The following is a 20,860-nucleotide window of genomic DNA, read 5'->3' as shown; positions in this document are numbered from 1 at the left end:
AAAATTATTTAATTTGTTTCACTTAGAGGGAAGTTAAAGTGGCCATGCGATATTGATTCTATAGTTACAAAATCCAGATTGTTAAGATTTGTGCTTAATTTTACAAAAACTCCATCATTATTAATTTTGTAAACTTTCCCTACCAAAATGCCATAAGGGTAGATTTTACCATCCCCGGAAGTATATACTAATTCACCCACTTCTGCTTTATGTTCTTCTGGAAGATAAATTAATAACATGTTATTTCTCTGATTTGCTAAAATGCCTCTTTCTCTAGAAGATGAAGTAATAACTGGTACCCTCGAGTTAGGATCACTCAATAGCATTACGGAAGAATAATTATTACTTACATTTATAATTCTTCCAACAAGTCCCTCTTGATTTGTTACTAAATCATTTACTTTAACCTTGTTATTCTCCCCCGCTTCAATCACAGCAGAACTAGATAAAGGCGTAATATTTGCTCCTACTAACCTGGAAGTTATATAGTTACTTTCCGCCCTATCTGTTACTTTTAGTAACTTCCGGAGTTCATTATTTTCAGATAAAACATTTATTGCAGTTTTTTCTAAATCAGTCATCCTGGCTAATTGCAGTTTTAATTTTATATTTTCTGCCTCCAGATTACGAAAATAAGATAATCTATTGTATAATAATTCAACATTTTCTATTAGATTATCAACTATTAAAGACCCCGTAGATAGTAAAGTACCGTATACTTCAAGTGATGACTTAGATATAGTTTTTATAGGAAAATATAACAAATAGGAAGAGCCGCAAATTAGGAATATAATACAAAACTTTTTAAAGAGAAATAAGGTAAATCTGGCTAATTCAATAAAATGATTTTTAGTTCTTATCCTATTCTCAACTAGAGCCATAACTAATCTTGTTTAAATAATACATGTTTTAATTTTGAAAAATCTTCTAAAACCCTACCAGTACCAAGTGCTACACAAGCTAAAGCTTGATCAGCTACAAATACCGGTAATTTCGTAGCTTCTCTTAATACATGGTCTAAATTTTTCAGAAGAGCCCCCCCTCCTGTTAGAACTATCCCTTTATCTACAATATCAGATGATAATTCAGGCGGAGTGCATTCAAGGGCAATTTTTACTGCTTCCACTATCTGACTAATAGGTTCAATTAAACTTTCAGAAACTTGTTGCTCATTTAATAACATTTCTTTAGGTATTCCATTAATTAAATCTCGCCCTTTAATTTCAACCTCTCGAAATAGGCTATTTGGTGCAACATAAGCTGTACCGATCTGTTTTTTTATTTTTTCAGCCGTAGATTCACCAACCAATAAATTATAATTTCTTCTAATATAGGAAATAATTGCTTCATCCATTTTGTCTCCACCAACTCTAACCGACTTTGCGTAAACTATTCCACCTAAGGATAAAACAGCAACTTCTGTAGTACCACCACCTATATCTACAATCATGGAACCGGTAGGCTCTGTAACCGGCAGCCCAGCGCCTATGGCAGCTGCCATAGGTTCTTCAATCAGAAAAACATCGCGTGCTCCAGCGCTCTCTGCAGCTTCTTGGATTGCACGTCTCTCTACAGGAGTTGACCCAGACGGTACACATACTATAATCCTTGGACCGGTTAATGTTCTCCTATCACTTACTGAGCGAATGAAATACTTAATCATTTCCTCTGCTCCTTTAAAATCAGCTATCACTCCGTCCCTGAGCGGCCTTTTTGCTTCGATATCCGCCGGAGTCCTCCCTAGCATCATTTTAGCCTCATGGCCGAAAGCGTAAGGCTTTTTAGTACCGTTTTGTTCTATTAAAGCTACCACTGAAGGTTCATTTAGTACTATACCTTTACCTTTTACATAAACAAGGGTATTTGCAGTTCCAAGATCTATAGCAATATCTGCTGAAAAGCTATTAATAAATTCCAAAAATTTCCTGATCATTATCCGTTATACCCTTAATTATCTAATATCTCGTTTTCTCAACAATTTGTTAAAAAATAGAGTATATCAAGATTCATGAAAATGTAAAATGACAAAATTACCGATTAGAATTATTAATGAAACTGGCAATAAAACTGCAAACATTGGAGCAAGTCCGCTATATGCCAGAATATGAAGGCTGATTTCTAATGCAAAATAAGTGGTAATTCCAACAATAACAATAAACGCCTTATCTTTAACACCGGAATTACTTCTATTGTCAAATTTCAGAAACCAGCAAGCTAAAAGTGCCATGGCAAGGGTCGCAAGTGGTTTAAATAGTTGTTTAAAAAAATAGATTTGATAATTCAAAATTGGAAGCCCGGAACTGACCAATTTGTTGATTAGTTCCGGTAAATCCCAAATAGAAACCATTTCTTGTGCAGTGAATCTTTGGAACAAGCTATTGATTGATAAATTGGTTTGTAAAGATAGTTCATTTAGCCTGAAGCTTTTATTAAGAGTAGTAACTAAAGGATTGTAAACCTTAAATTGATTATTATCCAGTTCTGCGTAAGAGGCATCAATTCTCTGTATTAATTCATTTTTTGAATCAACCCCAATTATAGTAATATCGGAAATGGATTTTGTTGATATATCAATTGATTTTGCTTTAATTATGCGTTTCGTATCTTGGTATTTTTCGCTGAAGTAAATATCTGTTTTAGAAATAATAAGGTTATTATGTAAAGGACTATTGTCTAATTTTGCCTCTATCCTTTCATATTCTCTCATAGCATAAGCTCCTAGAGGATTTATTATTGCTGCTATAATAATGCCAAAAATAAAGCTCATTACAATTGGTACGGCAAAAACCCGCCACACTGGAGTTCCATTACTGACAATCACTATTAACTCATTATGTATAGATAAAGAGCTTAAGAACAATATAGTACTAATAAAACCAATTATAGAACTGATTTCGTTAAATAGATAAGGTATCTTCAGTAATATTAAAAGCCAGAAATCTTCAGACTGAATATGCACAGATTTAAATTTCTGTAATATACCAAAAGCACCTGAAATAACCAGAATCGCAAATAGCACAATAGAGGTTAAGAACAGATACCACGAAAATCGGCGCATTAAATATTTAGTGAGAATTGGAGAGGTTAGCATGAAATTAAATTTGTTGATTTTATGCGAAGCTGGAAGTCGATAAACGAAACTTTATCTTAACTCTCTAAAAATATCAGGTGGTGGGCCCGGCAGGACTTGAACCTGCGACCACTCCGTTATGAGCGGAGCGCTCTAACCAACTGAGCTACAAGCCCTAAAAATTCTCTATCTGCAATTATTACTTATACTAACGCTTTTTTTAGTTTCTTATATACTCGCCTTGAGATAAAGTCCAGAAATTTTTATCAGGTTTTTATGTTTTATTATTATTAAGCACGGTTACCCCAAGCGTTCTTACCCAATTTTTAAGCAATAAACAATCATGTAGTGCGGTATATACAACGTAACCGCCCCATAAGTTTATAATAGCAAAATTTACACTTTTTAGTAACAGATAACTTAAGTAGGTTTTAACGCTCTTCTACCAATCAAACTGAAGTAGCAACCATCTGATACCAGGAAAATATTATTTTACGCTAACCCCAGGCTTTTTGGTTTACTATATTTAAGCCACAGGTCTATCATCAGTTTTGTGATGATTAATGCGCCGTACATTGAAGAAATAATTCCAATGGTTAAAGTCACTGCAAAACCTTTAGTTGCTCCAACCCCAAATGTATATAATAAAAAAGCAGCAATTAATGTAGTAATATTTGAATCCATAATTGTTGCAAACGCTGATTCAAAACCAACTTTTACAGCATATAAATTAGAACAGCCCTTGGCCACTTCTTCCCTAATTCTCTCGTAAATCAGCACATTTGCATCAACTGCCATGCCTATTGTTAAAATAATCCCCGCAATACCAGGTAGAGTTAGTGTTGCCTGTAACATTGAAAGTAATGCTAGGATAAAAAATAAATCTATTACAAGGGTAATATTAGCAAAAATTCCAAGAATGCCATAAGAAAGAGCCATAAAACCTACCACCAATAAAAATCCAGCTAAAGCAGCTACTTTCCCTGATTCAATAGAATCTGCGCCTAAATTCGGACCTATTGTTCTCTCTTCTACTACTTTTAATTGAGTGGGAAGTGCGCCTGCTCTAAGTAGGAGCGCAAGTTCAGAAGCAGAATCAATCGTAAAATTACCAGAAATAATACCGTCACCTCCTAAAATTGGTTCATTAATTATCGGAGTACTAAGAATTTTTCCATCCAAAACAATAGCTAATCTCTTGCCCCGATTTTTACTGGTTACTTCAGCAAACTTCTTTGCGCCAATATGGTTAAATGAAAAGCTTACAGCAGGCATTGAGTCCTTATTAAAAGAAACAAAAGCATTATTTAACTCATCTCCACTAACAATAACTTTCTTTTTGATTATAATTAGCTCCTGCTTACCGCTCTCATCAGACTTAACCACCATTGATCCGCTCGGAATATGACCATGTATGGCTTTTTCAATATTTGCCGTTTCATCGACTAGGTGAAAAGTAAGTTTGGCAGTCTTCCCTAATAAATTTTTCAGTTTTGCGGGGTCATCTTCTCCAGGAACTTGCAGTAAAATATTTCTAACCCCTTGTCTCTGAATTATAGGTTCTTTGGTTCCAGTGTTATCAACACGCATTCTAACAATTTCAATAGACTGGTCAATAACCTTGTCTTGCAATTGATTTAGTTGATATTCGTCATAACCAATTATTACTATATTACCGTTAATACCCACATCAAGATTTGGATCGATCTTCTTAACAATTTTTTTTACCTCTGTAAAATCATCTACTGATTTTATCTCAAAATTTATATTGGCTTTATCAATTACTAGGGTCTTGTACCCAACTTTTTCCTGGCGTAAATATTTCTTTAAACTATCGGCAATTGATTGACCGACACCATCTAAATAACTTTCAAAGTCAACATCAAGCAACAAATGAGATCCTCCACGTAAGTCTAGGCCTAAATTTACCTTATCCCCGGGTAACCAATTATATTTTTTTTCAGTAAAATTCGGTATTACATAGAGAGTGGCAATAATGATAAGTAAGAAGGTTAATGCTATTTTCCAAGTAGATATGCTTTTCATTTCATCCCTTTAAATTATTTGATGCAGAACAACCCTTATACATTCTCCAATGAACTACAAAGAAAAATAAACCGGTAATAAGCCAAGTAATACAATTAATTACGGTGCTAATAGCATCGCCTTTAATTCTATTTATATAACTTTCTCTCTCCGCAAGTCTTTTTTCTACTAGTGAATTGGGATCAATTATTTGCCAACTTTCCTTATTACTAGGGTCACTCCGCTTTTGAGAATCAATATATTTCTCATTGCTAGTAAATTTATCTAACTGATTCATGTATTTGTACTCCGGTAACAGAATATCCGTCGCATTACCAAGCATAATACCAATAGTTATCATCATTACTATAGATGCTATTAAACACACAACTAAGCTATATAGCTGCACTAGGTTTTTGAACATTATAAAATTATGACCTTTGCATTATTATTCAGCCTTATAACAAATCATTTATTGCTTAATTTATCTGCATCTTTTTTCTTGGCCAAAGATTTATTATCTTTTGCCTCTTCTTTTTTTGGCCGGCTTAATATATCAGAAATAGAGGTTTTCAACATTTTGATCTCAACATCTTTAGCAATTGATATATGTACCGTATTGTCACTATCATTAATCTTACTAACAATACCAATAATGCCAGAATTTGTTAATACTTCTTCTCCCTTTTTGACACCAGACACTAGATCTTGTTGGGCGCGGCGGCGTTTTTCTTGTGGACGAATCAATAAAAAGTAAAACACAGCAAAAATCAAAACCATCGGCACAAGGCTAGTCCAGCTATTCCCTATAGATTCAGGAGCTTTTGGTAGAGCGTCACTATCCTGCAAAGTAACAGTATCTGAGGAAGTAGCCTTCGTTAAACTTTCTTGTGCGTAAACGTCATTAATAAACATACTATTCTCCTTAAGATTTAAATTTATTTTCAGTAATTATACAGTTTTAGCCTTTTCTTTCAATTGCTTATTATGCAATTTGTAATACTCGCTTTTTAAGTTAATCAGTTCTTCATGTGTACCTTGTTCTTCTATTTCGCCATTTTTCATGACGATAATTTTGTCTACATCCCTAATACTTGCAAGTCTATGAGTAATAATCAAAGTAGTTTTTCCTTTGCGTAGATTAGTAAAGGAATGTACTATCGACTGTTCAGACTCTGGATCAAGAGCACTTGTTGCTTCATCAAATAGCATAATTGGTGAATTTTTTAAAAATGCCCTGGCTATGGCAAGTCGTTGTTTTTGTCCACCAGATAAAGTACATCCACCTATACCTATTACAGTATCATAGCCGTCAACTAGCTTACTGATAAATTCATCTGCATCTGCATGCTTAGCAGCATCGATGATTTCTTGACGAGTGGCCGCTAAATTGCCATAAGCTATATTTTCTGCAATACTAGCATCAACTAATATAGTATCTTGCGAAACCATGGCTATTTGATTTCGCAAATGGGTAACTGAAATATCTTTTATATCATTTGAATTTATTAAAACTCTACCTTCCGTTGGGTCATAAAAACGTACCAATAAATTGGCCAGGGAAGTTTTACCGCTACCAGATTTACCAACAATCGCATAAGTTTTTGCTTTTTCTATTTTGAGATTGACAAGTTTTATAGCTTCTTTTTCTTCAAAATTTAATGTAATCTTTTCAAAAAAAATCTCCGGACACCCAAAATCAGGTTTTAAGGCATTGGCATTATCTTGAATTAATGGTTTGGTATCAAGAATATTAAATATTCTATTTGCCGCAGCAAGTCCTTCCTGTAAATTTACATTAAGTGATACTAAACTTTTAAACGGTCTATAAGCAGAGACAAAAGCAGCAATAAAAGTAAATAATTCACCAATTGTCATATCACCAGATATCACCTGAAAACCGCCATACCAAAGCACACACGCAATAGCTAAACCACATAAAAACTCCATAACCGGAGAAGTTAAAGAATCAAGCATCGCAGACTTTTTATAAAAAGTTAAAATTTTTGTAGTTATCTCTTTAGCTCTAACAGATTCTATTTTCTCTGCGCAAAAAGATTTGATTATTTTTATGGATTGAAATGTTTCATCTAGTCTGGCAGTATAATTACTTAGTTCTTCCTGAGCATCTCCTGTTATCCGGCGCATTTTCCTTCCAAGTTTTTGAACAGGATAAATTGCAATTGGGAAAGCTAGAAAAACAAACATAGATAAAAATGGTTCTAAGCTAAACATTATGATAATCAGAAACACGACTGAAAGAAAGTATTTAGCACAACCGACAAGCATATTCGAAACAGCACCACGCATTAATATTATATCATTAGTAAAACGCGAAATAAGCCGCCCGGAAGATTGAGATTGAACATAGGCAAGATCAGCATATAATAGATGTTCATACATTTGTATTTGCATGTCAGTCAATATCTTCTGACCGACATATTTTATTAGATAACCCTGATAATACTCAGCTATGCCCTTTATTACATATACTCCAAGCATTAAAAGCGGGATGATAACAAGCATGCGCATATTGCGAGCAACTAATATTTTATCAATTGCCGGTTTAGTTAACCAAACCACTGCCGCAGAGCACGTAGCTACTACAACCATGAAAAAAATAGCGATAAATATTTCAGATTTATAAGGTTTAACATGGTTAACCAAAAGTCTTTTTATTACCGCTGATGATTTAAGATTTTGCTGCAACATTATTAAATATGTTTGATGGATAAAGAGCGTTTTATTAATTATAACTATTTCTTCAATAAGGCAATAAATAAAATATTAAGCATCCTCATATTTTATCCCCTAATAGTTTTAAGCTTATAAGGCTATCAAGTCTACTCCAGACAATAACCAGCTCCTCTTATAGTTCTAATTACTTGATTACCATCATTTAAATTCATCATTTTTCTAATACGGTTAATATGCACATCAACAGTTCTAAAAGATATCTCTTTATCTACGCCCCATACATAATCAATTATTTGTCTACGGGAATAAACATTATCTGGATTTGTTATAAACAGCTGCAACAGCTAAACTCAGTAGGTCCAAAATGGACCTGTTTTTGACCGTGAAAAACTTTATAAACAGCTAAATCCATGGTAATATTTTTATTTTTAACAAATTTATTTTGAAATACAGGATTAGATTTTCTAAGGAGAGATTTAACAGTAATCATAAGCTCATTGGGGGTGAAGGGCCTAAATAAAATTTTATGAGAATTATCACCATTGATATTATAATGCTGGACCGATTCTCCTTGATTAACCAAAAAAATTATTGGCAGTCTTTGCAAGCCTTCTATTTTTTTAACCGACCAGCCATTTCAATTGCTGAAACATCCTGTAGTCTAGAACTAATTATAACGGCATTTGGCGTATTTACATATGCCAACCTTAGAGCTGCTTCTGAATTTCTGGCTCTTGTTACATCAAACCAATACCTCTCTATAGTATTGCACAAGATAAGCCACCTATCGGTGGCAGCTTAAAAGAAGATACTCTTGACCGATAAATATTTATGGAGGATTATAATACTGGTATTTGATTTGTTTTAACTTGAGTTATAAAGACTGAATGTTAGACATACATAAGATAATATATAATTGAGTTATGAGTAACTTGCACTCTGAGCAGCATTTGGTCAATGAATTAGCGGTAAAAACTCTTAAGGCCATTTCTAAAGAGCAAGCAATTCCTTACAGCAGGATCAAAAAGATTTTTTCCGAAGGAGATAAGGAAATAGCCAAGGCTTTCTGGATAATGTTGCGAAAAATATCTCCCAATCATAAGTATAATTCTGTTTACTATTGCCCTGATTGTAAAGAATTTGATTTAGAACGCAAAGGAAGAAAGATTCCTTGGTAAGAAAACATTAACTATAAGTAATTTATGGAAATAGTCGGTAAAGGAATATCTATAAAACATATTTTTCTAGACCGTGGTAATTGGTCTCGATTTCGCTAAAAAATACGGCAAGCTAAGATACGGCATTATTTTCAACGTCACTAAAGTTATATCGTGTGGAACGAAATATTTAGGATTTAAACGTTATAGCTGCCGTGATTGTAACCGCAATAAATCGGTAGCATTCAGCTGTAAAGGTAGGTTTTGTTCTCGTTGTGGTAAGAAACAAACGGATCAATGGGTGAGTAAGGCTAGCAATGTTCTACCAAAAACACGATGGCAGCACATTACATTTACAATGCCGGACTCTTTATGGCCGATATTTTGGCTCAATCGTGATCTGTTTGGATTGATTTCCGGTATTGCAGCAGGAATTATTAAGGAGATAGCTACAAAGAAAAATCTTGTGGTTGGTATATTTACTGCCTTACACACTTTCGGTAGAGATTTAAAACGCAATGTTCATATCCATTTATCGGTTACTTGCGGCGGTATAAATAGCAAAGGCAAGTGGCAAAAATTATTTTTTCCTGCCGAACCTATTAAAAAAATGTGGAGACATAGAGTCCTTGAGTTATTTCGCTTTCAATATATCTCAAGTAATTTGAAGTTGCCGTCCGCATATCAAAATGCTGAGAATTTTAATAACTGGATGAGTAGTTTATACGAAATCAGTTGGTATGTTTATTTACAAAAACCATCGGATGATCATAAACGCAACATAGAATATTTAGGGCGGTATATAAAACGCCCCCTATTTCCGAGACAAGAATAGAAAATTACGACGGAAAGCAGGTAACGTTTAAATTTCTTGATCACTATAATAATACAATTGATCGCATAACTATGCCCGTGATGCAGTTCATAGCTAGTCTGATTATGCATATACCAGATCGTTATTTTCGAATGATTAGGTATTACGGTTTTTTATCTAATAGAACTAGGGGCGTACAATTACCTATCGTATATAAGGCAATTAATCAAATCGTTCATAAGAAAACTAAGCTCATTAGTTGGAGATTAATGATTTGGTTGAATTTTAAAATAGATCCTCTGTTTTGCTATAATTGCAATAAATGTATGAATCTGCGGCAAGTTTATTACGGTTTATCTCCGCCATTGTTATTAATAAGAATCAATGAATTATTATCAACGCCTAGATAACATCATTATGGCGAACACTTCTTTCACGTCTTAGCCACATAATTTGTAAAACTGAACCTATTTTTAGATAGATTCTGGCAGAGATTTTTATAAAAGTGTTGATAATTTCTAATATTGTGGCTTGTAACTACATTTTATTAAACGAATTTTCAAAGTTTTGATTAACAATTTTTCTGGTTACAAATTTTGAAATTCCTATACTATAAAATAGCGTTCATTTGATCATCATGTTCTATAACTAGAATTTTAGGTGGTAATTTATCTGACACTTTAAACTCTCCTTAAAAATACATTCGCTTAATTAAATAAAATGTACAAAACATTACAAATACCTTACAAATTTATAAACAATAGTAACATTCCTTTAAACAAAGCACTTTATACACTGATTTAATAAAAATGACAGACATTTTTGCATTACGTAATAAGATTATGCTTGAATAAATCAGTTTAAATTGTTATAAATACGCTTAATTATTTAATTCAGTAGATTTTGGGAGATTCTTTAATATGGCTTTTTATGAATCAATTATCGTCATTCGTCAGGACGTTTCGTCTTCAGATGTTGATAAAATAGCCGACGATTTCATTAAGATTATCAAAGACCATAACGGTAATGTTCTTAAAACCGAATATTGGGGTTTAAGAACCCTTGCTTATGAAATTAAAAATAATAAAAAGGGTCATTATTATTTCATGGGGATAGAAGCTGATAATATTCTGGTAAAAGAACTTGGAAGAAAAATTAAATTAAGCGAAAGTGTCATCAGATCTTCTCTTGTTAAAGCAAAAGAAATAAGTAAAGAACCTTCACCAATTTTAAGAACAAAATCACTAGAACTTGAGGAAACAGTTGATGTTACTATAACTCAACAATAAGAATAAATATTAAATAGATTACTTTGATGTCTTACGAAAATAATACGGATAACTTGGATTACGATTCAAGATCAGGTGCAGATAAGAATAATTCGAAAATGTTTTTCAGAAAACGTAAAGGGTGTCCTTTATGCTCAGATGGATCACCAGAAATAGATTATAAAGACCCTGAACTTCTTGGAAAATTTATTTCAGAAGGAGGAAGAATGTTACCGAGTAGAATTACAAATGTGTGTTCTAAACATCAACGTAACATAAAAAAATCCATAAGACATAGCCGTATTATTGCTTTATTACCTTTTGTATTCCAAGGCAAATAATAAATTCCCTTTTGATTTTATGTCAAAAGTTATTTACACTTTATTTTAATTAATGTTAGTTTTAAGTCCATGCAAGTCATTTTAATAAAACCAGTTAGAAAACTAGGAAAAGTCGGTGAAATAGTTAATGTAAAAAACGGTTATGGCCGGAATTTTTTAGTTCCTCAAGGCATGGCAATAAGGGCAACAAAAGAAAATTTAGGTAAATTTGCTGCTCTTCAACGGAAACTTGAAGAAAAAAACACTGAAGAAAAATTAAAAATGGAAGCCGCCGCAAAAGCGTTAGATGGTAAACATTTAACTTTTGTCACCCAATCCGGAGCAGACGGTAGACTGTTTGGGTCTATTTCTTTAAAATTAATAGCTTCTGCCCTTTCTGAGCTTAGTGAATATAAACTTAATTATTCAAACATAATCCTTGATGAACCTATAAAGGTTAATGGTGTCTTTAAGGTTCAGGTGATGTTACACCCTGAAATTTTTGCATCCGTGTTAGTAGTTGTAGCAAAATCAGAATCAGAAGCCCAAGATGCCCTAAGTGAATACAAAGAAGGCGGGAAGAAAAAATCTGATGATGAAAAAGAACAAGAATTAGATCTAATTGAAAAAAATTAGCTAAAAAATAAACCTTACAAGTCAATTGAATTACTCGTAAATTTGGTTCAACACTCTTATCTCATTGTTTATTGGCCGGACTCAGGCTCAGTAATATAAGCAATTTTTTTAAATTACTTATTATATGTCTCTCTGAGGTAATATTATTTTCCTAGTAACTTGTATCCATATTATTTTTATGGATTTGTACTATTATATGTTGTATTATGCCATTAATTTTCTAGCAGTAATTATTTTAATACCTTAAAATGCAGTTATTTCCATTAAAAATCTTTCCAAGTAATACTAATTTTGATTTTATGCGAGTCAAAAACCTTAATTATGCTTTATCTGTTTTTTTATTTATTCTTAGCTTAGTGTGGATTGGTATTTATAAATTTAATTTTGGTATTGATTTTGCTGGAGGAATCAGTATGGAACTGCGCATTAACCAAACTCCTGACCTAGCTAAAATGCGTATGATACTTAACGAGCTTAATATTGGTGAAATAGTGCTGCAGAATTTCGGCAGCGATAAAGACATTTCAATTCGTGCAGGAATTAGCAGCGAAGAAAATTTAATGCACAATATTGAGCTTATCAAGTCTGCTCTAAAACAAAACTTTCCATATGAAATTGAATATAGAAAGGTAGATTTTGTTGGACCACAAGTTGGTAATCAGATGATACAATCAGGAATTATGGCAATGCTATTATCATTTTTATCTATTATGGTCTATATTTGGATAAGATTTGAATGGCAATTCGGCATAGGTGTTTTAGCTGCATTAATACATGACGCAGTTTTAAGCCTCGGTTTTTTAAGTGTTACCAAGCTTGATTTTAATTTAAGTACAATTGCTGCTATTTTAACTATAATAGGGTATTCGGTAAATGATACAGTAGTTATTTATGATCGAATTCGGGAAAATTTACGCAAATATAATAAAAAAACTATTGGTACTATAATTAATATGAGTGTAAACGAAACACTATCTAGAACAACAATAACTGTATTTACTACACTACTTGCAAACCTTGCTTTAATATTATATGGTGGTGAGGCAATAAAAAGTTTCAGTGTTTTAGTATTTTTTGGAATATTAATTGGTACTTATTCGTCTATTTTTATTTCTGCTCCAATAATTACATTATTTAATTTTAAAAACTTAAAATAATAATATTTTATGAGAATTTCAGCAAATGATATAAAATCTGGTAATATATTAGATTACGAAGGTGAATTATGGGTTGTTTCCAAAACCCCTGAACATACAAAACCTGGAAAGGGCGGAGCTTATGTACAGGTAGAGATGAAAAACTTGCGCACCGGTAATAAATTAAATCAACGTTTTAGCTCCAGTGAAAGCGTTGAAAAGGCTTTCCTTGAAAGGAAAGAAATGCAATATCTATATAAAGAAGAAAATCTTCTGGTGTTTATGGATCCAGATTCCTTTGAACAAATAATGATCGATCAAGAATTAATGAAAGATAAATTACCATTTTTGGCTGATGGAATGAATGTGGAAGTGGAATTTTACCAGGATAAACCGCTGGGTATTATACTTGCGCAAACTGTTATACTAGAAATACAGGAAACTGACCCTGTAATTAAAGGGGCTACTGCAACCTCCTCTTACAAACCAGCTATAATGAACAACGGGTTAAGGGTAATGGTCCCCCCTTATTTAGTAAGTGGAGAAAAAATAATAGTTAAAACTGAAGACGCTACTTTTGTCAAAAGAGCAGAGTAATGCAGAATCAAGTTGTTTTAATTAACGATGCCATAAGAGAAGCCTCTAAATTTCTGCACCGAGATTATTTTGAACTGGAAAATTTGCAAAGTTCTGCCAGAAGCCTAAGAGTTTTCGTTGATAAAGCAAAAACCCGAGTTACAGAGAATTTACAAAAATCGCTTAGTAAATATTATAAAACTATTATTTTCGACTCGCCAGAACTGGACTTATCGGCTCTAGATTTTACAGGACCTGTAGCTCTTGTTGATGCTTTAGATGGAAGTTGTAATTTTGAAAGAGCCATTCCTTTTTTTGCCTTAGTAGTAACAATTTTAACAACAAAACAAGGAAAAATCTCTGCTGAGAAAGTAGCAGTTAACTTTCCTATTTTGGGTGATACCTATTATGCAGAACAAGGCAAAGGAACTTGGCTTGAAAGGCATTCTTTTAATTTTGGCGGTGGAACTACTAGATTAAGGGTATCAGTTAATTCTAAATTAGAGGAGAGTTTAGTTAGCTGTAACTATCAACAGCTAGAGCTGGCACAAAAAATATCCACAAATATAAGGATTTTCGAGTCATATGCTTATCAAATTGCTCTCTTAATTAGCGGTAAGTCCGACATCGCCATATTAACAAATAAACCAATGAATCATGGGCTTGATTTATTAGTTCGTGAAGCTGGAGGCATAAGCTACAGCAAAAATAACTTTTTTATTGCTTCTAATCACCAAATTCAAGAAAATCTAAAAAAAGCCTTATTTTAGGAAACCAACTAAACTTACGTGTTCTTTGCCCGTTACTTTATCATTCGGATAAGGACATTATCTTTACGTACAAAGTGATGGTATAATCCAGCACTTATATGTAGCACTATTAAAGCTGCAAACACGAAGGCACTAACTCCGTGTAAATTATTAAAAAAGCTAGCTAAAACAGGGTTTTTTTCCAGTGGCGGTATTAAAAATAGATTAAAAATATTTATTTCGTGTCCGCCAAAACGTGACATTAAAATCCCACTAACCGGCATCAAAAACATAAATATATACAGCAGAGAATGAGTAAACTTAGAAGCTAATTTCTGCCATAATGGTAAATCAGCTGGTAATTCTAACTTTACATTAATCCAACGCCATAAAACCCTTAACGATACCAAAAACAAAACAAGCACACCCGTCGCTTTATGCATACTATATAGCTGCCACTTATCAACTGATGGCAGCATCGATACCATAATAAAGCCAATTACTAACAAACCTACTATGGCAATACCAATAAACCAATGGAATAATTTAGTAATCAACCCGTATGATGATAAGGTATTTTTTAGCATCCCTCCTCCAAATAATTATCATTAATCAGAGCTTATTTTTCTAATATATGCAATAGATTTCAGTTTATTGCATATATTTTCAAATATAGGTCGTGGTAAAATGCCTTTAGTAACAATTTCTAGGTAATTATTCTTAATAGTGATGTTAAATGACGGTTCAGTAAAATTAAAACCGTCAATATCTTTGGCAATCCTTATAAAATAACCAAGAATTTGGCTATTTTTAAAGTCCTGTTTGCACAGAAGTTTTTTAGAAATTTTAACCAGTTCTATATCGGGTTTAAAATTTGAAGAATATGATAGTATAAGTGCTATCATCAACCTGTGGCGATGAGTAAAAGGAATTTCTGAATTTAAAATGAATTCGGAAATTGCCTTTGGCGAAAGCGTTTGATCAAAATATTTGTTGAGCGACTGTAAAATAATTGCTAACTTCAAGACCTGATTTAGGTCTTTTGATTCTTCAATCAAAGGTTCTATTATTTCGTAATATTTGTCAAAATTTGTTGTCCCCAATTGGTACTTGCAACAATAAATTACTTTCTGTAGTACTATATCCTGATTTTTTTCAATTTTAGGCAGCATTTCGTATCTTACTCCCTCCTTCAACCCGAATATGGAAACAATTATATTTTTAGGTTGAAAAACCTCTAACATTGCCTGCGCTACAATTAGTGCATTTGGATTCAGAGTCCTACTATTTAGCTTAAACTTATTACGTTGAAATTCTTTAATATTCTTTAAGTACAAACTAAAATCCTCTTTTGAAATGCTGAGGTTGTGCAAATTTTTTAGGGGGTATTTATTGAATTCGATAAAAAAGCGACAAATAAACCTTAGAGCTCCGCCAATTAAATATAAATTTTCATATTGATAATTACCGTATTCAACTCTAATAATTCTAGTTATATCTTCTAAATTTTGTAATTTCCTGGTAGTAATTATTTTAGTACCAAGAGCAAGAGAACTTAATTTACCAATTACACGGTTATTAATTTCTATCAGTTCTAAACTCCCCCCACCTAAATCGGCAGCTACGCCGTTTACATCTGAAATACCGGATATCAAACCGACTGCTGTTAAATAGGCTTCCTTTTCACCTGAAATAACTTCAATGGTAAGGTTAAATTTCTCTTTTATAAATTCTATGAAAACCTTAGATCTCGGGTGATCCCTAAGTACGGCAGTAGCAACACATTTAATTTCCGTAACTTGAAGGCTGCTAAATATGTGTAATATATAATTTATTGATAAATAAGCCTGATGTTTTATATCTAGCTCTTCTTGCATAAGAAGGGTTAAAATATCATTTTTAAACTTATTATTAAATATTTCTGGAGAACCAATAGTGTTACTTTCGTGTACTACGGCTCTAATGGCATTATAGCCAATATCAATTATTCCAAGGCGCATTTTTATTTATTAAATACTATTATTTGTTACGTTATACTTGAAATCTCTAAATTTTCATTTTAGTCTTACTATCCAAAGAAGTAGTAGACCAAAAGCCATTTAACAAACAAATAATAGCTCATACCTTTATTCAATAAAGTTCCGGGTATGTCAAATCTATAAAATTTCTAGTGTAATTCTTAGGCTTAACACCCTTCGTAGAGGAGATTACTACTCTACTGACTCAGCTTCCTCTTTTTTGACATTATTATTCGCTTTTGGGTCATAAGGCTCTTGAGTTGGTATAAATGTAGGCGGTAAAAGCCTACTTGTAAAGAACTTATCTTCGAAATATTTAATTTTCTTTGACTTGATTGGAGGAAAAGATTCAATAAGTATAATTTGCTCGTCCCTTGGAAGTTGTATAACCTCTTGCGGTAGTAGTAATGCTCTTTGTACTTTTGAAACACTTTGCGTTCTAGTTGAAATATTTAAATCAAAAAATAAAGGTTTATTAAATGAAGTTTGCTCCACTGTTTTATTTCCGCATAATTGAGATATTAAGTTTGCTGTTTCATAATTGTTAGCAGCAAAAGTAATACGGAAAGTAGAATTCGACAAGAAGGAATTCATTCCTGCATCTTCATAAGTTCCCTTTAATTGCTGGGTATCTTGAATAATTAAGAATAAGCGTACCCTATACCCCCTAAAATAGGCAATTCCAGCCTTGAACTGATCCATTTTTCCAAGCGTCGGAAACTCATCCATTAAGAACATTACACCGTAAGGTTCTTCTTTTGTATTGGGCATTTTTCTGCTCAAAAATTCTGTAGCCTGCTGGTAAAAAATCTGCATTAACCTTTGCAGCCGTTGTATATTATCTGGAGTTAAACCTACATAAACAGTAGTTTTAACTTTTTTAAATTCCATAATGTTAAAATCAGAGGAAGCAGTTGCTGAATCAATTAAAGGATTTGCCCAAAGCTCCAGGGAAGAGTTCATGGTAGATATAACCCCTGAACGCTCTTTATCAGCTTTTTGTAAAAAGGCGGCAATATTCATATAAGCAACCGGATGTATTGCATCACCCAGCGTATCAAGTACTACGGCAAGGTTATAGACCACATCATCACTACGCATCGTTCTTACAACCTGCCCAAAAGATTTTGTTTTTGTCGGATCTGCAAGCAGGTATAAAACCACCCCTAAAAATAAACTCCTGGCTTCGTTATTCCAGAAATCTTTTTCAGGCATTATTAAATTGGAAATTTTCTGGACGTCATCAACCATTTGACCAGGTTTACTGCTAACCCAATCTATTGGGTTATAACAATGCGTTACCCCGTCAGGATTAGAAGGTTCCCAAACATATACTTTTTGACCCGCTTTTGCTCGCCATCCACTGGTAAGCAAGTGATTTTCTAATTTGATATCATGAACCACCACGGAATCTTCCCAAAATAACAGGTTTGGTATTACAAAGCCCACACCTTTACCCGAACCAGTTGGAGCAAATAATAATGAATGTTGGAATCCATCAGCTACAAAATATCCCACATCATCCTGACCAAGCAGCATACCGTGTTTTGCTCTTAAATTCGCTCTCTCAATATCAGCTTGAGAAGCCCAATCAGCTGAACCGTATACAGATTCTTTTGGAAGAAAAAACTGGAGAGCTTTTATTCTTTTAAAGTTCTTAATATAATATAATCCAACCATTATTTCTGGAACAATTATAGCTAGAACAAGCTTGATTTTTAAGTAGTTATATGCCTCAAAACTAAGCTGTGGCCACGAGTTTATGAGCCAATAGGTCCATTTGTAAGCTATAAGGATTGCAGTAGAATCAAGACCTATTAACCCAATTTCATTAGTTGCAAAAGCAACTAATACACCATTTAGCCATAACGTGCAGAATAATACAAAAGGATGAATGACTAAATGCCCAAAGATGGTACGTGCTTTTCGTATTATTGCGTTAAATTCCATCTTTTATTCCTCCATATTCTTAAAATAAATTTCAGAAACATATCTCTTCCCGCCGCTACCACGCTTTAATTGTACAACGATATCAACAACGGCAAGGATATATTTCTTTATCTCGTCCGGAGGCATTCCAAGGCCAGCTTGCATTACCATTAATTTGAGCTGTTCCAAAGCCATTGACGGTGCATCAGCATGCAAAGTAGAAATAGACCCAGGATGCCCCGTATTTATGGCTCTTAAAAAGCTAAAAGCTTCTGCTCCCCTAAGCTCTCCAACAATAATTCTATCAGGCCTGAGCCTAAGGCAGGCTTCAATTAGGTCTTGAGTTGTAACTTTAGCTCGTCCCTGCCCGCCCTTGGAGGCAAGTAAATGAACCCGATTAGGATGCTTATGAAGAATTACTTCTCTGGCATCTTCTACAGTAATCAATCTTTCATGAGTAGGTATTTCTCCTAGAGCAGCGTTAGTGAAAGTCGTTTTACCAGTTGAAGTACCCCCGCTTATAATAATATTTTTTTTAGAAATAACGGCATGTTTTATGAACTCTTTACTTTTTCCTTCTTTCAAATAGTTTCTCAAAATAGCATCATTCTCATCTACTATTTCTTTAGTGCTAGTGTTATCAAATGCTCCTCTTTCCGCATATTGGTCTAGGGATAAGTGCATAGTACTACCCTTCCTTATGGCAAAAGCAGCAATATTAGGCTCAACAGCTGGAGGAAAAACGATTTGAACACGATAGCCATTTGGCAGGGTAGCAGATAATAGTGGCTTTTCTTCTGAGATTACCTGATCAGTAGATTGGGCTATTAATCTGCCAAGACCTAGTAAATGATCTATATCTATCTCAGGTAATGATTCCATTCTAAGGTCTCCTGCTTTTTCAACCCAAACCTCTCCTGGTTTATTGATCATAAGCTCGTTTACCCCTTCCTCGGCAAATATATTTTTAAAGGGTAATAGATAGGTTTCTAGTGCTGCAAAACTCATTTCATTACATTCTTAATTGCTGCTTTAGGAAATTTATAATCTTTGTTTACATAAATCTTGATTAAAGTTCCCTGGTCTATAGTAATTGTTGGATCAAATTTCTGTTTTTCCAATAACTCTTTCGCAACATCAGTAATGTCCTTAAATGCCTGAGTAGATGCTGTTTGCGTCTGAGATGGAGTAGTACTTGCAGTACTTTCCTGTGAAGCCGTAGTACAGGCAGTAGTGATAGCACTAACAAGAGCAGCAAGTTTCTGAGCAGGAGTAGCACTAGCCTGCTGGACTGGTATAGTAGTACAAGCTGTATTTATAGAAGTATAAAGAGTTGAAGTTTTATCTGTTATAGCAGTAGGTACAGTTGTACAAATTTGCGTAAATTTCTGATTATCATCAAGCCCTGCTTGAGTAGAAATACTCGTAGTGCTGGTCAAAGCTGCTGAGGCTGCTGCTGATTGAGTCGAAGCAGACTGAGAGCTTTCCACAGGTTTTACTATGGAATCCAGGGTACTTGCAAGGGCAATATTAAATGCTGATCTTAACACAGCATTGCTGAAACGTTCTTTAAACTTGTTGTCTACTCTTCCTTGCTGTCCTTTCCTACCGAGATTATCCATCCCTGTACCACCAAAATTTATGGTATACCCCGTTGTTGGCAAATCTATTCTGGTCCATTCAATTGCAATGCGGCCGTAAGCTCCATTAGTCCCAGTATTATATGTGCCAAACACTCTTGAGCCTTTTGGTATAAGTATATTACGTCCCCATTCGGAATAAACATCTCTACTTATAATAGCCCGAATTTCTCCCCCAAAATCTGTGTTGACTGCAGACTCAATAATTGCGTCCAACATTTTCCCCCTACCAAGAATAAGGTGCATATCACCCCTTTGCTTAAAATCGGTCTCTTGTTCTACCTGTTCTGGTGTTTTAGGTTTTGGAGCTCCAGCAATCAAAACTATTGCTGATTTTCTTTTTGCTTCTAGCTTTTTCTTTGCTTCATCACTTTGAGATCTTATATCAAGTGGAAGGGTTGGATTAGCAGGTGACAAATTAACATCCTTAGAGCTCTCCGGCATCGGCAAAGGTGTTTTATCTTGAGATAAGGGCGACGGAGGCATCACATCTTGAGTAGCTGGTACTGGAGGAGGAGGAGGTAATGCTGGGTCTTCTAGTTTTGGAGGAGTAGGGAGAGCTGGTATAGCCGGAATAGCAGTATCAACAGGAATCTGAACTGGTTTTACAACATTATCAGGGATCGGATTGGAAGTCTGTTTTGGAGTATCTCCAGAACCGACAAATAAGTTAAAGAATAAATAGAGAAAAACCCCAGCAACCACAACCAAAATTATTATGCTCTGTTTTGGATTCGTTGCTACTTTAGATAATTCTTGCTCAACTTCGGGAAGATCGGTTTGAACTTTTTCTGGTTCTGCAATGTTATTCTCTTTAGCCATAAA

21 protein-coding genes, 1 tRNA gene and 1 pseudogene are annotated in these 20,860 nt (G+C 33.9%); 8 read left to right on the top strand and 15 right to left on the bottom strand.

The window, feature by feature from the left end; all coding sequences use genetic code 11:
- Window positions 1-8 precede the first annotated feature (8 nt).
- The 10 genes from mreC to N3Z16_RS06085 all read right to left on the bottom strand — a co-directional run bounded on the left by mreC (window position 9) and on the right by N3Z16_RS06085 (window position 8,566).
- Window positions 9-881 (bottom strand): rod shape-determining protein MreC, encoded by an 873-nt coding sequence (mreC, locus tag N3Z16_RS06130; protein ID WP_282485812.1) that lies wholly within the window; start codon window positions 879-881, stop codon window positions 9-11.
- Window positions 882-883: 2 nt separating this feature from the next.
- Entirely contained in the window at window positions 884-1,933 is a 1,050-nt protein-coding gene (locus tag N3Z16_RS06125; protein ID WP_223938320.1) for a rod shape-determining protein, read from the bottom strand.
- A gap of 66 nt (window positions 1,934-1,999) precedes the next feature.
- Complete coding sequence (locus tag N3Z16_RS06120; RefSeq protein ID WP_282485809.1) at window positions 2,000-3,058, bottom strand: LptF/LptG family permease; 1,059 nt, start codon at window positions 3,056-3,058, stop codon at window positions 2,000-2,002.
- Window positions 3,059-3,169: 111 nt separating this feature from the next.
- A tRNA-Met gene (locus N3Z16_RS06115) sits at window positions 3,170-3,246 on the bottom strand.
- 316 nt (window positions 3,247-3,562) lie between these two features.
- The gene (secD, locus tag N3Z16_RS06110) at window positions 3,563-5,116 is read right to left on the bottom strand and encodes a protein translocase subunit SecD (RefSeq protein WP_282485808.1); all 1,554 of its coding nucleotides are present in this window, start codon (window positions 5,114-5,116) and stop codon (window positions 3,563-3,565) included.
- Window position 5,117: 1 nt separating this feature from the next.
- The gene (locus N3Z16_RS06105) at window positions 5,118-5,504 is read right to left on the bottom strand and encodes a hypothetical protein (RefSeq protein WP_282485807.1); all 387 of its coding nucleotides are present in this window, start codon (window positions 5,502-5,504) and stop codon (window positions 5,118-5,120) included.
- A gap of 59 nt (window positions 5,505-5,563) precedes the next feature.
- Window positions 5,564-6,010 carry a preprotein translocase subunit YajC gene (yajC, locus tag N3Z16_RS06100; RefSeq protein ID WP_223938324.1) on the bottom strand — a complete coding sequence of 149 codons (447 nt, stop codon included), beginning with the start codon at window positions 6,008-6,010 and terminating at the stop codon, window positions 5,564-5,566.
- A gap of 36 nt (window positions 6,011-6,046) precedes the next feature.
- Entirely contained in the window at window positions 6,047-7,807 is a 1,761-nt protein-coding gene (locus N3Z16_RS06095) for an ABC transporter ATP-binding protein (RefSeq protein WP_282485805.1), read from the bottom strand.
- 131 nt (window positions 7,808-7,938) lie between these two features.
- Window positions 7,939-8,133, bottom strand: coding sequence for a winged helix-turn-helix domain-containing protein (locus N3Z16_RS06090; protein ID WP_282485804.1), 195 nt, complete (start codon window positions 8,131-8,133; stop codon window positions 7,939-7,941).
- A gap of 271 nt (window positions 8,134-8,404) precedes the next feature.
- Window positions 8,405-8,566 carry a response regulator gene (locus N3Z16_RS06085; protein ID WP_282485803.1) on the bottom strand — a complete coding sequence of 54 codons (162 nt, stop codon included), beginning with the start codon at window positions 8,564-8,566 and terminating at the stop codon, window positions 8,405-8,407.
- A gap of 149 nt (window positions 8,567-8,715) precedes the next feature.
- Here N3Z16_RS06085 and N3Z16_RS06080 point away from each other — a divergent pair, with 149 nt between their 5' ends.
- The 8 genes and pseudogenes from N3Z16_RS06080 to N3Z16_RS06045 all read left to right on the top strand — a co-directional run bounded on the left by N3Z16_RS06080 (window position 8,716) and on the right by N3Z16_RS06045 (window position 14,469).
- Entirely contained in the window at window positions 8,716-8,970 is a 255-nt protein-coding gene (locus N3Z16_RS06080; protein WP_282485543.1) for a hypothetical protein, read from the top strand.
- Between the two features lie 73 nt (window positions 8,971-9,043).
- Window positions 9,044-10,173: pseudogene (locus N3Z16_RS06075) on the top strand (IS91 family transposase).
- Between the two features lie 510 nt (window positions 10,174-10,683).
- Complete coding sequence (gene rpsF / locus N3Z16_RS06070) at window positions 10,684-11,052, top strand: 30S ribosomal protein S6 (RefSeq protein ID WP_223938327.1); 369 nt, start codon at window positions 10,684-10,686, stop codon at window positions 11,050-11,052.
- 26 nt (window positions 11,053-11,078) lie between these two features.
- The gene (rpsR, locus tag N3Z16_RS06065; protein WP_223938328.1) at window positions 11,079-11,372 is read left to right on the top strand and encodes a 30S ribosomal protein S18; all 294 of its coding nucleotides are present in this window, start codon (window positions 11,079-11,081) and stop codon (window positions 11,370-11,372) included.
- Between the two features lie 69 nt (window positions 11,373-11,441).
- A complete protein-coding gene (gene rplI, locus N3Z16_RS06060) occupies window positions 11,442-11,987 on the top strand; it encodes a 50S ribosomal protein L9 (RefSeq protein WP_282485802.1) in 546 nt (181 codons plus the stop codon).
- A 248-nt stretch (window positions 11,988-12,235) separates the two neighbouring features.
- Window positions 12,236-13,144 (top strand): protein translocase subunit SecF, encoded by a 909-nt coding sequence (secF, locus tag N3Z16_RS06055; protein ID WP_282485800.1) that lies wholly within the window; start codon window positions 12,236-12,238, stop codon window positions 13,142-13,144.
- A gap of 9 nt (window positions 13,145-13,153) precedes the next feature.
- Window positions 13,154-13,720 carry an elongation factor P gene (gene efp / locus N3Z16_RS06050; protein ID WP_223938331.1) on the top strand — a complete coding sequence of 189 codons (567 nt, stop codon included), beginning with the start codon at window positions 13,154-13,156 and terminating at the stop codon, window positions 13,718-13,720.
- The gene (locus tag N3Z16_RS06045) at window positions 13,720-14,469 is read left to right on the top strand and encodes an inositol monophosphatase family protein (RefSeq protein WP_223938332.1); all 750 of its coding nucleotides are present in this window, start codon (window positions 13,720-13,722) and stop codon (window positions 14,467-14,469) included. Before efp ends, N3Z16_RS06045 begins: the two co-directional genes overlap by 1 nt.
- A gap of 32 nt (window positions 14,470-14,501) precedes the next feature.
- Here N3Z16_RS06045 and N3Z16_RS06040 read toward each other — a convergent pair whose 3' ends face one another.
- The 5 genes from N3Z16_RS06040 to N3Z16_RS06020 form a co-directional block, all read right to left on the bottom strand.
- The gene (locus N3Z16_RS06040) at window positions 14,502-15,035 is read right to left on the bottom strand and encodes a cytochrome b (protein ID WP_223938333.1); all 534 of its coding nucleotides are present in this window, start codon (window positions 15,033-15,035) and stop codon (window positions 14,502-14,504) included.
- A 21-nt stretch (window positions 15,036-15,056) separates the two neighbouring features.
- Window positions 15,057-16,448, bottom strand: a complete 1,392-nt coding sequence (locus N3Z16_RS06035) for a Ppx/GppA phosphatase family protein (protein ID WP_282485798.1) — start codon at window positions 16,446-16,448, stop codon at window positions 15,057-15,059.
- A gap of 210 nt (window positions 16,449-16,658) precedes the next feature.
- Window positions 16,659-18,416 (bottom strand): type IV secretory system conjugative DNA transfer family protein, encoded by a 1,758-nt coding sequence (locus N3Z16_RS06030; protein WP_282485797.1) that lies wholly within the window; start codon window positions 18,414-18,416, stop codon window positions 16,659-16,661.
- Window positions 18,417-18,419: 3 nt separating this feature from the next.
- On the bottom strand, window positions 18,420-19,403 hold the full coding sequence (gene virB11 / locus N3Z16_RS06025) for a P-type DNA transfer ATPase VirB11 (RefSeq protein ID WP_282485796.1): 984 nt from the start codon (window positions 19,401-19,403) through the stop codon (window positions 18,420-18,422).
- A complete protein-coding gene (locus N3Z16_RS06020; RefSeq protein ID WP_223938337.1) occupies window positions 19,400-20,857 on the bottom strand; it encodes a TrbI/VirB10 family protein in 1,458 nt (485 codons plus the stop codon). The genes virB11 and N3Z16_RS06020 overlap by 4 nt, the downstream gene beginning before the upstream one ends.
- Window positions 20,858-20,860: the final 3 nt, after the last annotated feature.

The sequence above is a fragment of the Candidatus Megaera polyxenophila genome (assembly GCF_029982035.1).
GTDB classification, from domain to species: domain Bacteria; phylum Pseudomonadota; class Alphaproteobacteria; order Rickettsiales; family Rickettsiaceae; genus Megaera; species Megaera polyxenophila.
The sequence above is the reverse complement of the archived record's forward strand: the minus strand, read 5'-3'. Positions and strand labels throughout refer to the sequence as shown.

Excerpts from the sequence above, each read along its gene's own strand:
- rplI (WP_282485802.1), top strand. The coding sequence starts at position 11,442 with ATGCAAGTCATTTTAATAAAACCAGTTAGAAAACTAGGAAAAGTCGGT.
- rpsR (WP_223938328.1), top strand. The coding sequence starts at position 11,079 with ATGTCTTACGAAAATAATACGGATAACTTGGATTACGATTCAAGATCA.
- secF (WP_282485800.1), top strand. The coding sequence starts at position 12,236 with ATGCAGTTATTTCCATTAAAAATCTTTCCAAGTAATACTAATTTTGAT.
- N3Z16_RS06120 (WP_282485809.1), bottom strand. The coding sequence starts at position 3,058 with ATGCGCCGATTTTCGTGGTATCTGTTCTTAACCTCTATTGTGCTATTT.
- N3Z16_RS06125 (WP_223938320.1), bottom strand. The coding sequence starts at position 1,933 with ATGATCAGGAAATTTTTGGAATTTATTAATAGCTTTTCAGCAGATATT.
- efp (WP_223938331.1), top strand. The coding sequence starts at position 13,154 with ATGAGAATTTCAGCAAATGATATAAAATCTGGTAATATATTAGATTAC.
- rpsF (WP_223938327.1), top strand. The coding sequence starts at position 10,684 with ATGGCTTTTTATGAATCAATTATCGTCATTCGTCAGGACGTTTCGTCT.
- virB11 (WP_282485796.1), bottom strand. The coding sequence starts at position 19,403 with ATGAGTTTTGCAGCACTAGAAACCTATCTATTACCCTTTAAAAATATA.
- N3Z16_RS06095 (WP_282485805.1), bottom strand. The coding sequence starts at position 7,807 with ATGTTGCAGCAAAATCTTAAATCATCAGCGGTAATAAAAAGACTTTTG.
- N3Z16_RS06080 (WP_282485543.1), top strand. The coding sequence starts at position 8,716 with ATGAGTAACTTGCACTCTGAGCAGCATTTGGTCAATGAATTAGCGGTA.
- N3Z16_RS06045 (WP_223938332.1), top strand. The coding sequence starts at position 13,720 with ATGCAGAATCAAGTTGTTTTAATTAACGATGCCATAAGAGAAGCCTCT.
- N3Z16_RS06035 (WP_282485798.1), bottom strand. The coding sequence starts at position 16,448 with ATGCGCCTTGGAATAATTGATATTGGCTATAATGCCATTAGAGCCGTA.
- N3Z16_RS06020 (WP_223938337.1), bottom strand. The coding sequence starts at position 20,857 with ATGGCTAAAGAGAATAACATTGCAGAACCAGAAAAAGTTCAAACCGAT.
- N3Z16_RS06030 (WP_282485797.1), bottom strand. The coding sequence starts at position 18,416 with ATGGAATTTAACGCAATAATACGAAAAGCACGTACCATCTTTGGGCAT.
- yajC (WP_223938324.1), bottom strand. The coding sequence starts at position 6,010 with ATGTTTATTAATGACGTTTACGCACAAGAAAGTTTAACGAAGGCTACT.
- secD (WP_282485808.1), bottom strand. The coding sequence starts at position 5,116 with ATGAAAAGCATATCTACTTGGAAAATAGCATTAACCTTCTTACTTATC.
- N3Z16_RS06040 (WP_223938333.1), bottom strand. The coding sequence starts at position 15,035 with ATGCTAAAAAATACCTTATCATCATACGGGTTGATTACTAAATTATTC.
- mreC (WP_282485812.1), bottom strand. The coding sequence starts at position 881 with ATGGCTCTAGTTGAGAATAGGATAAGAACTAAAAATCATTTTATTGAA.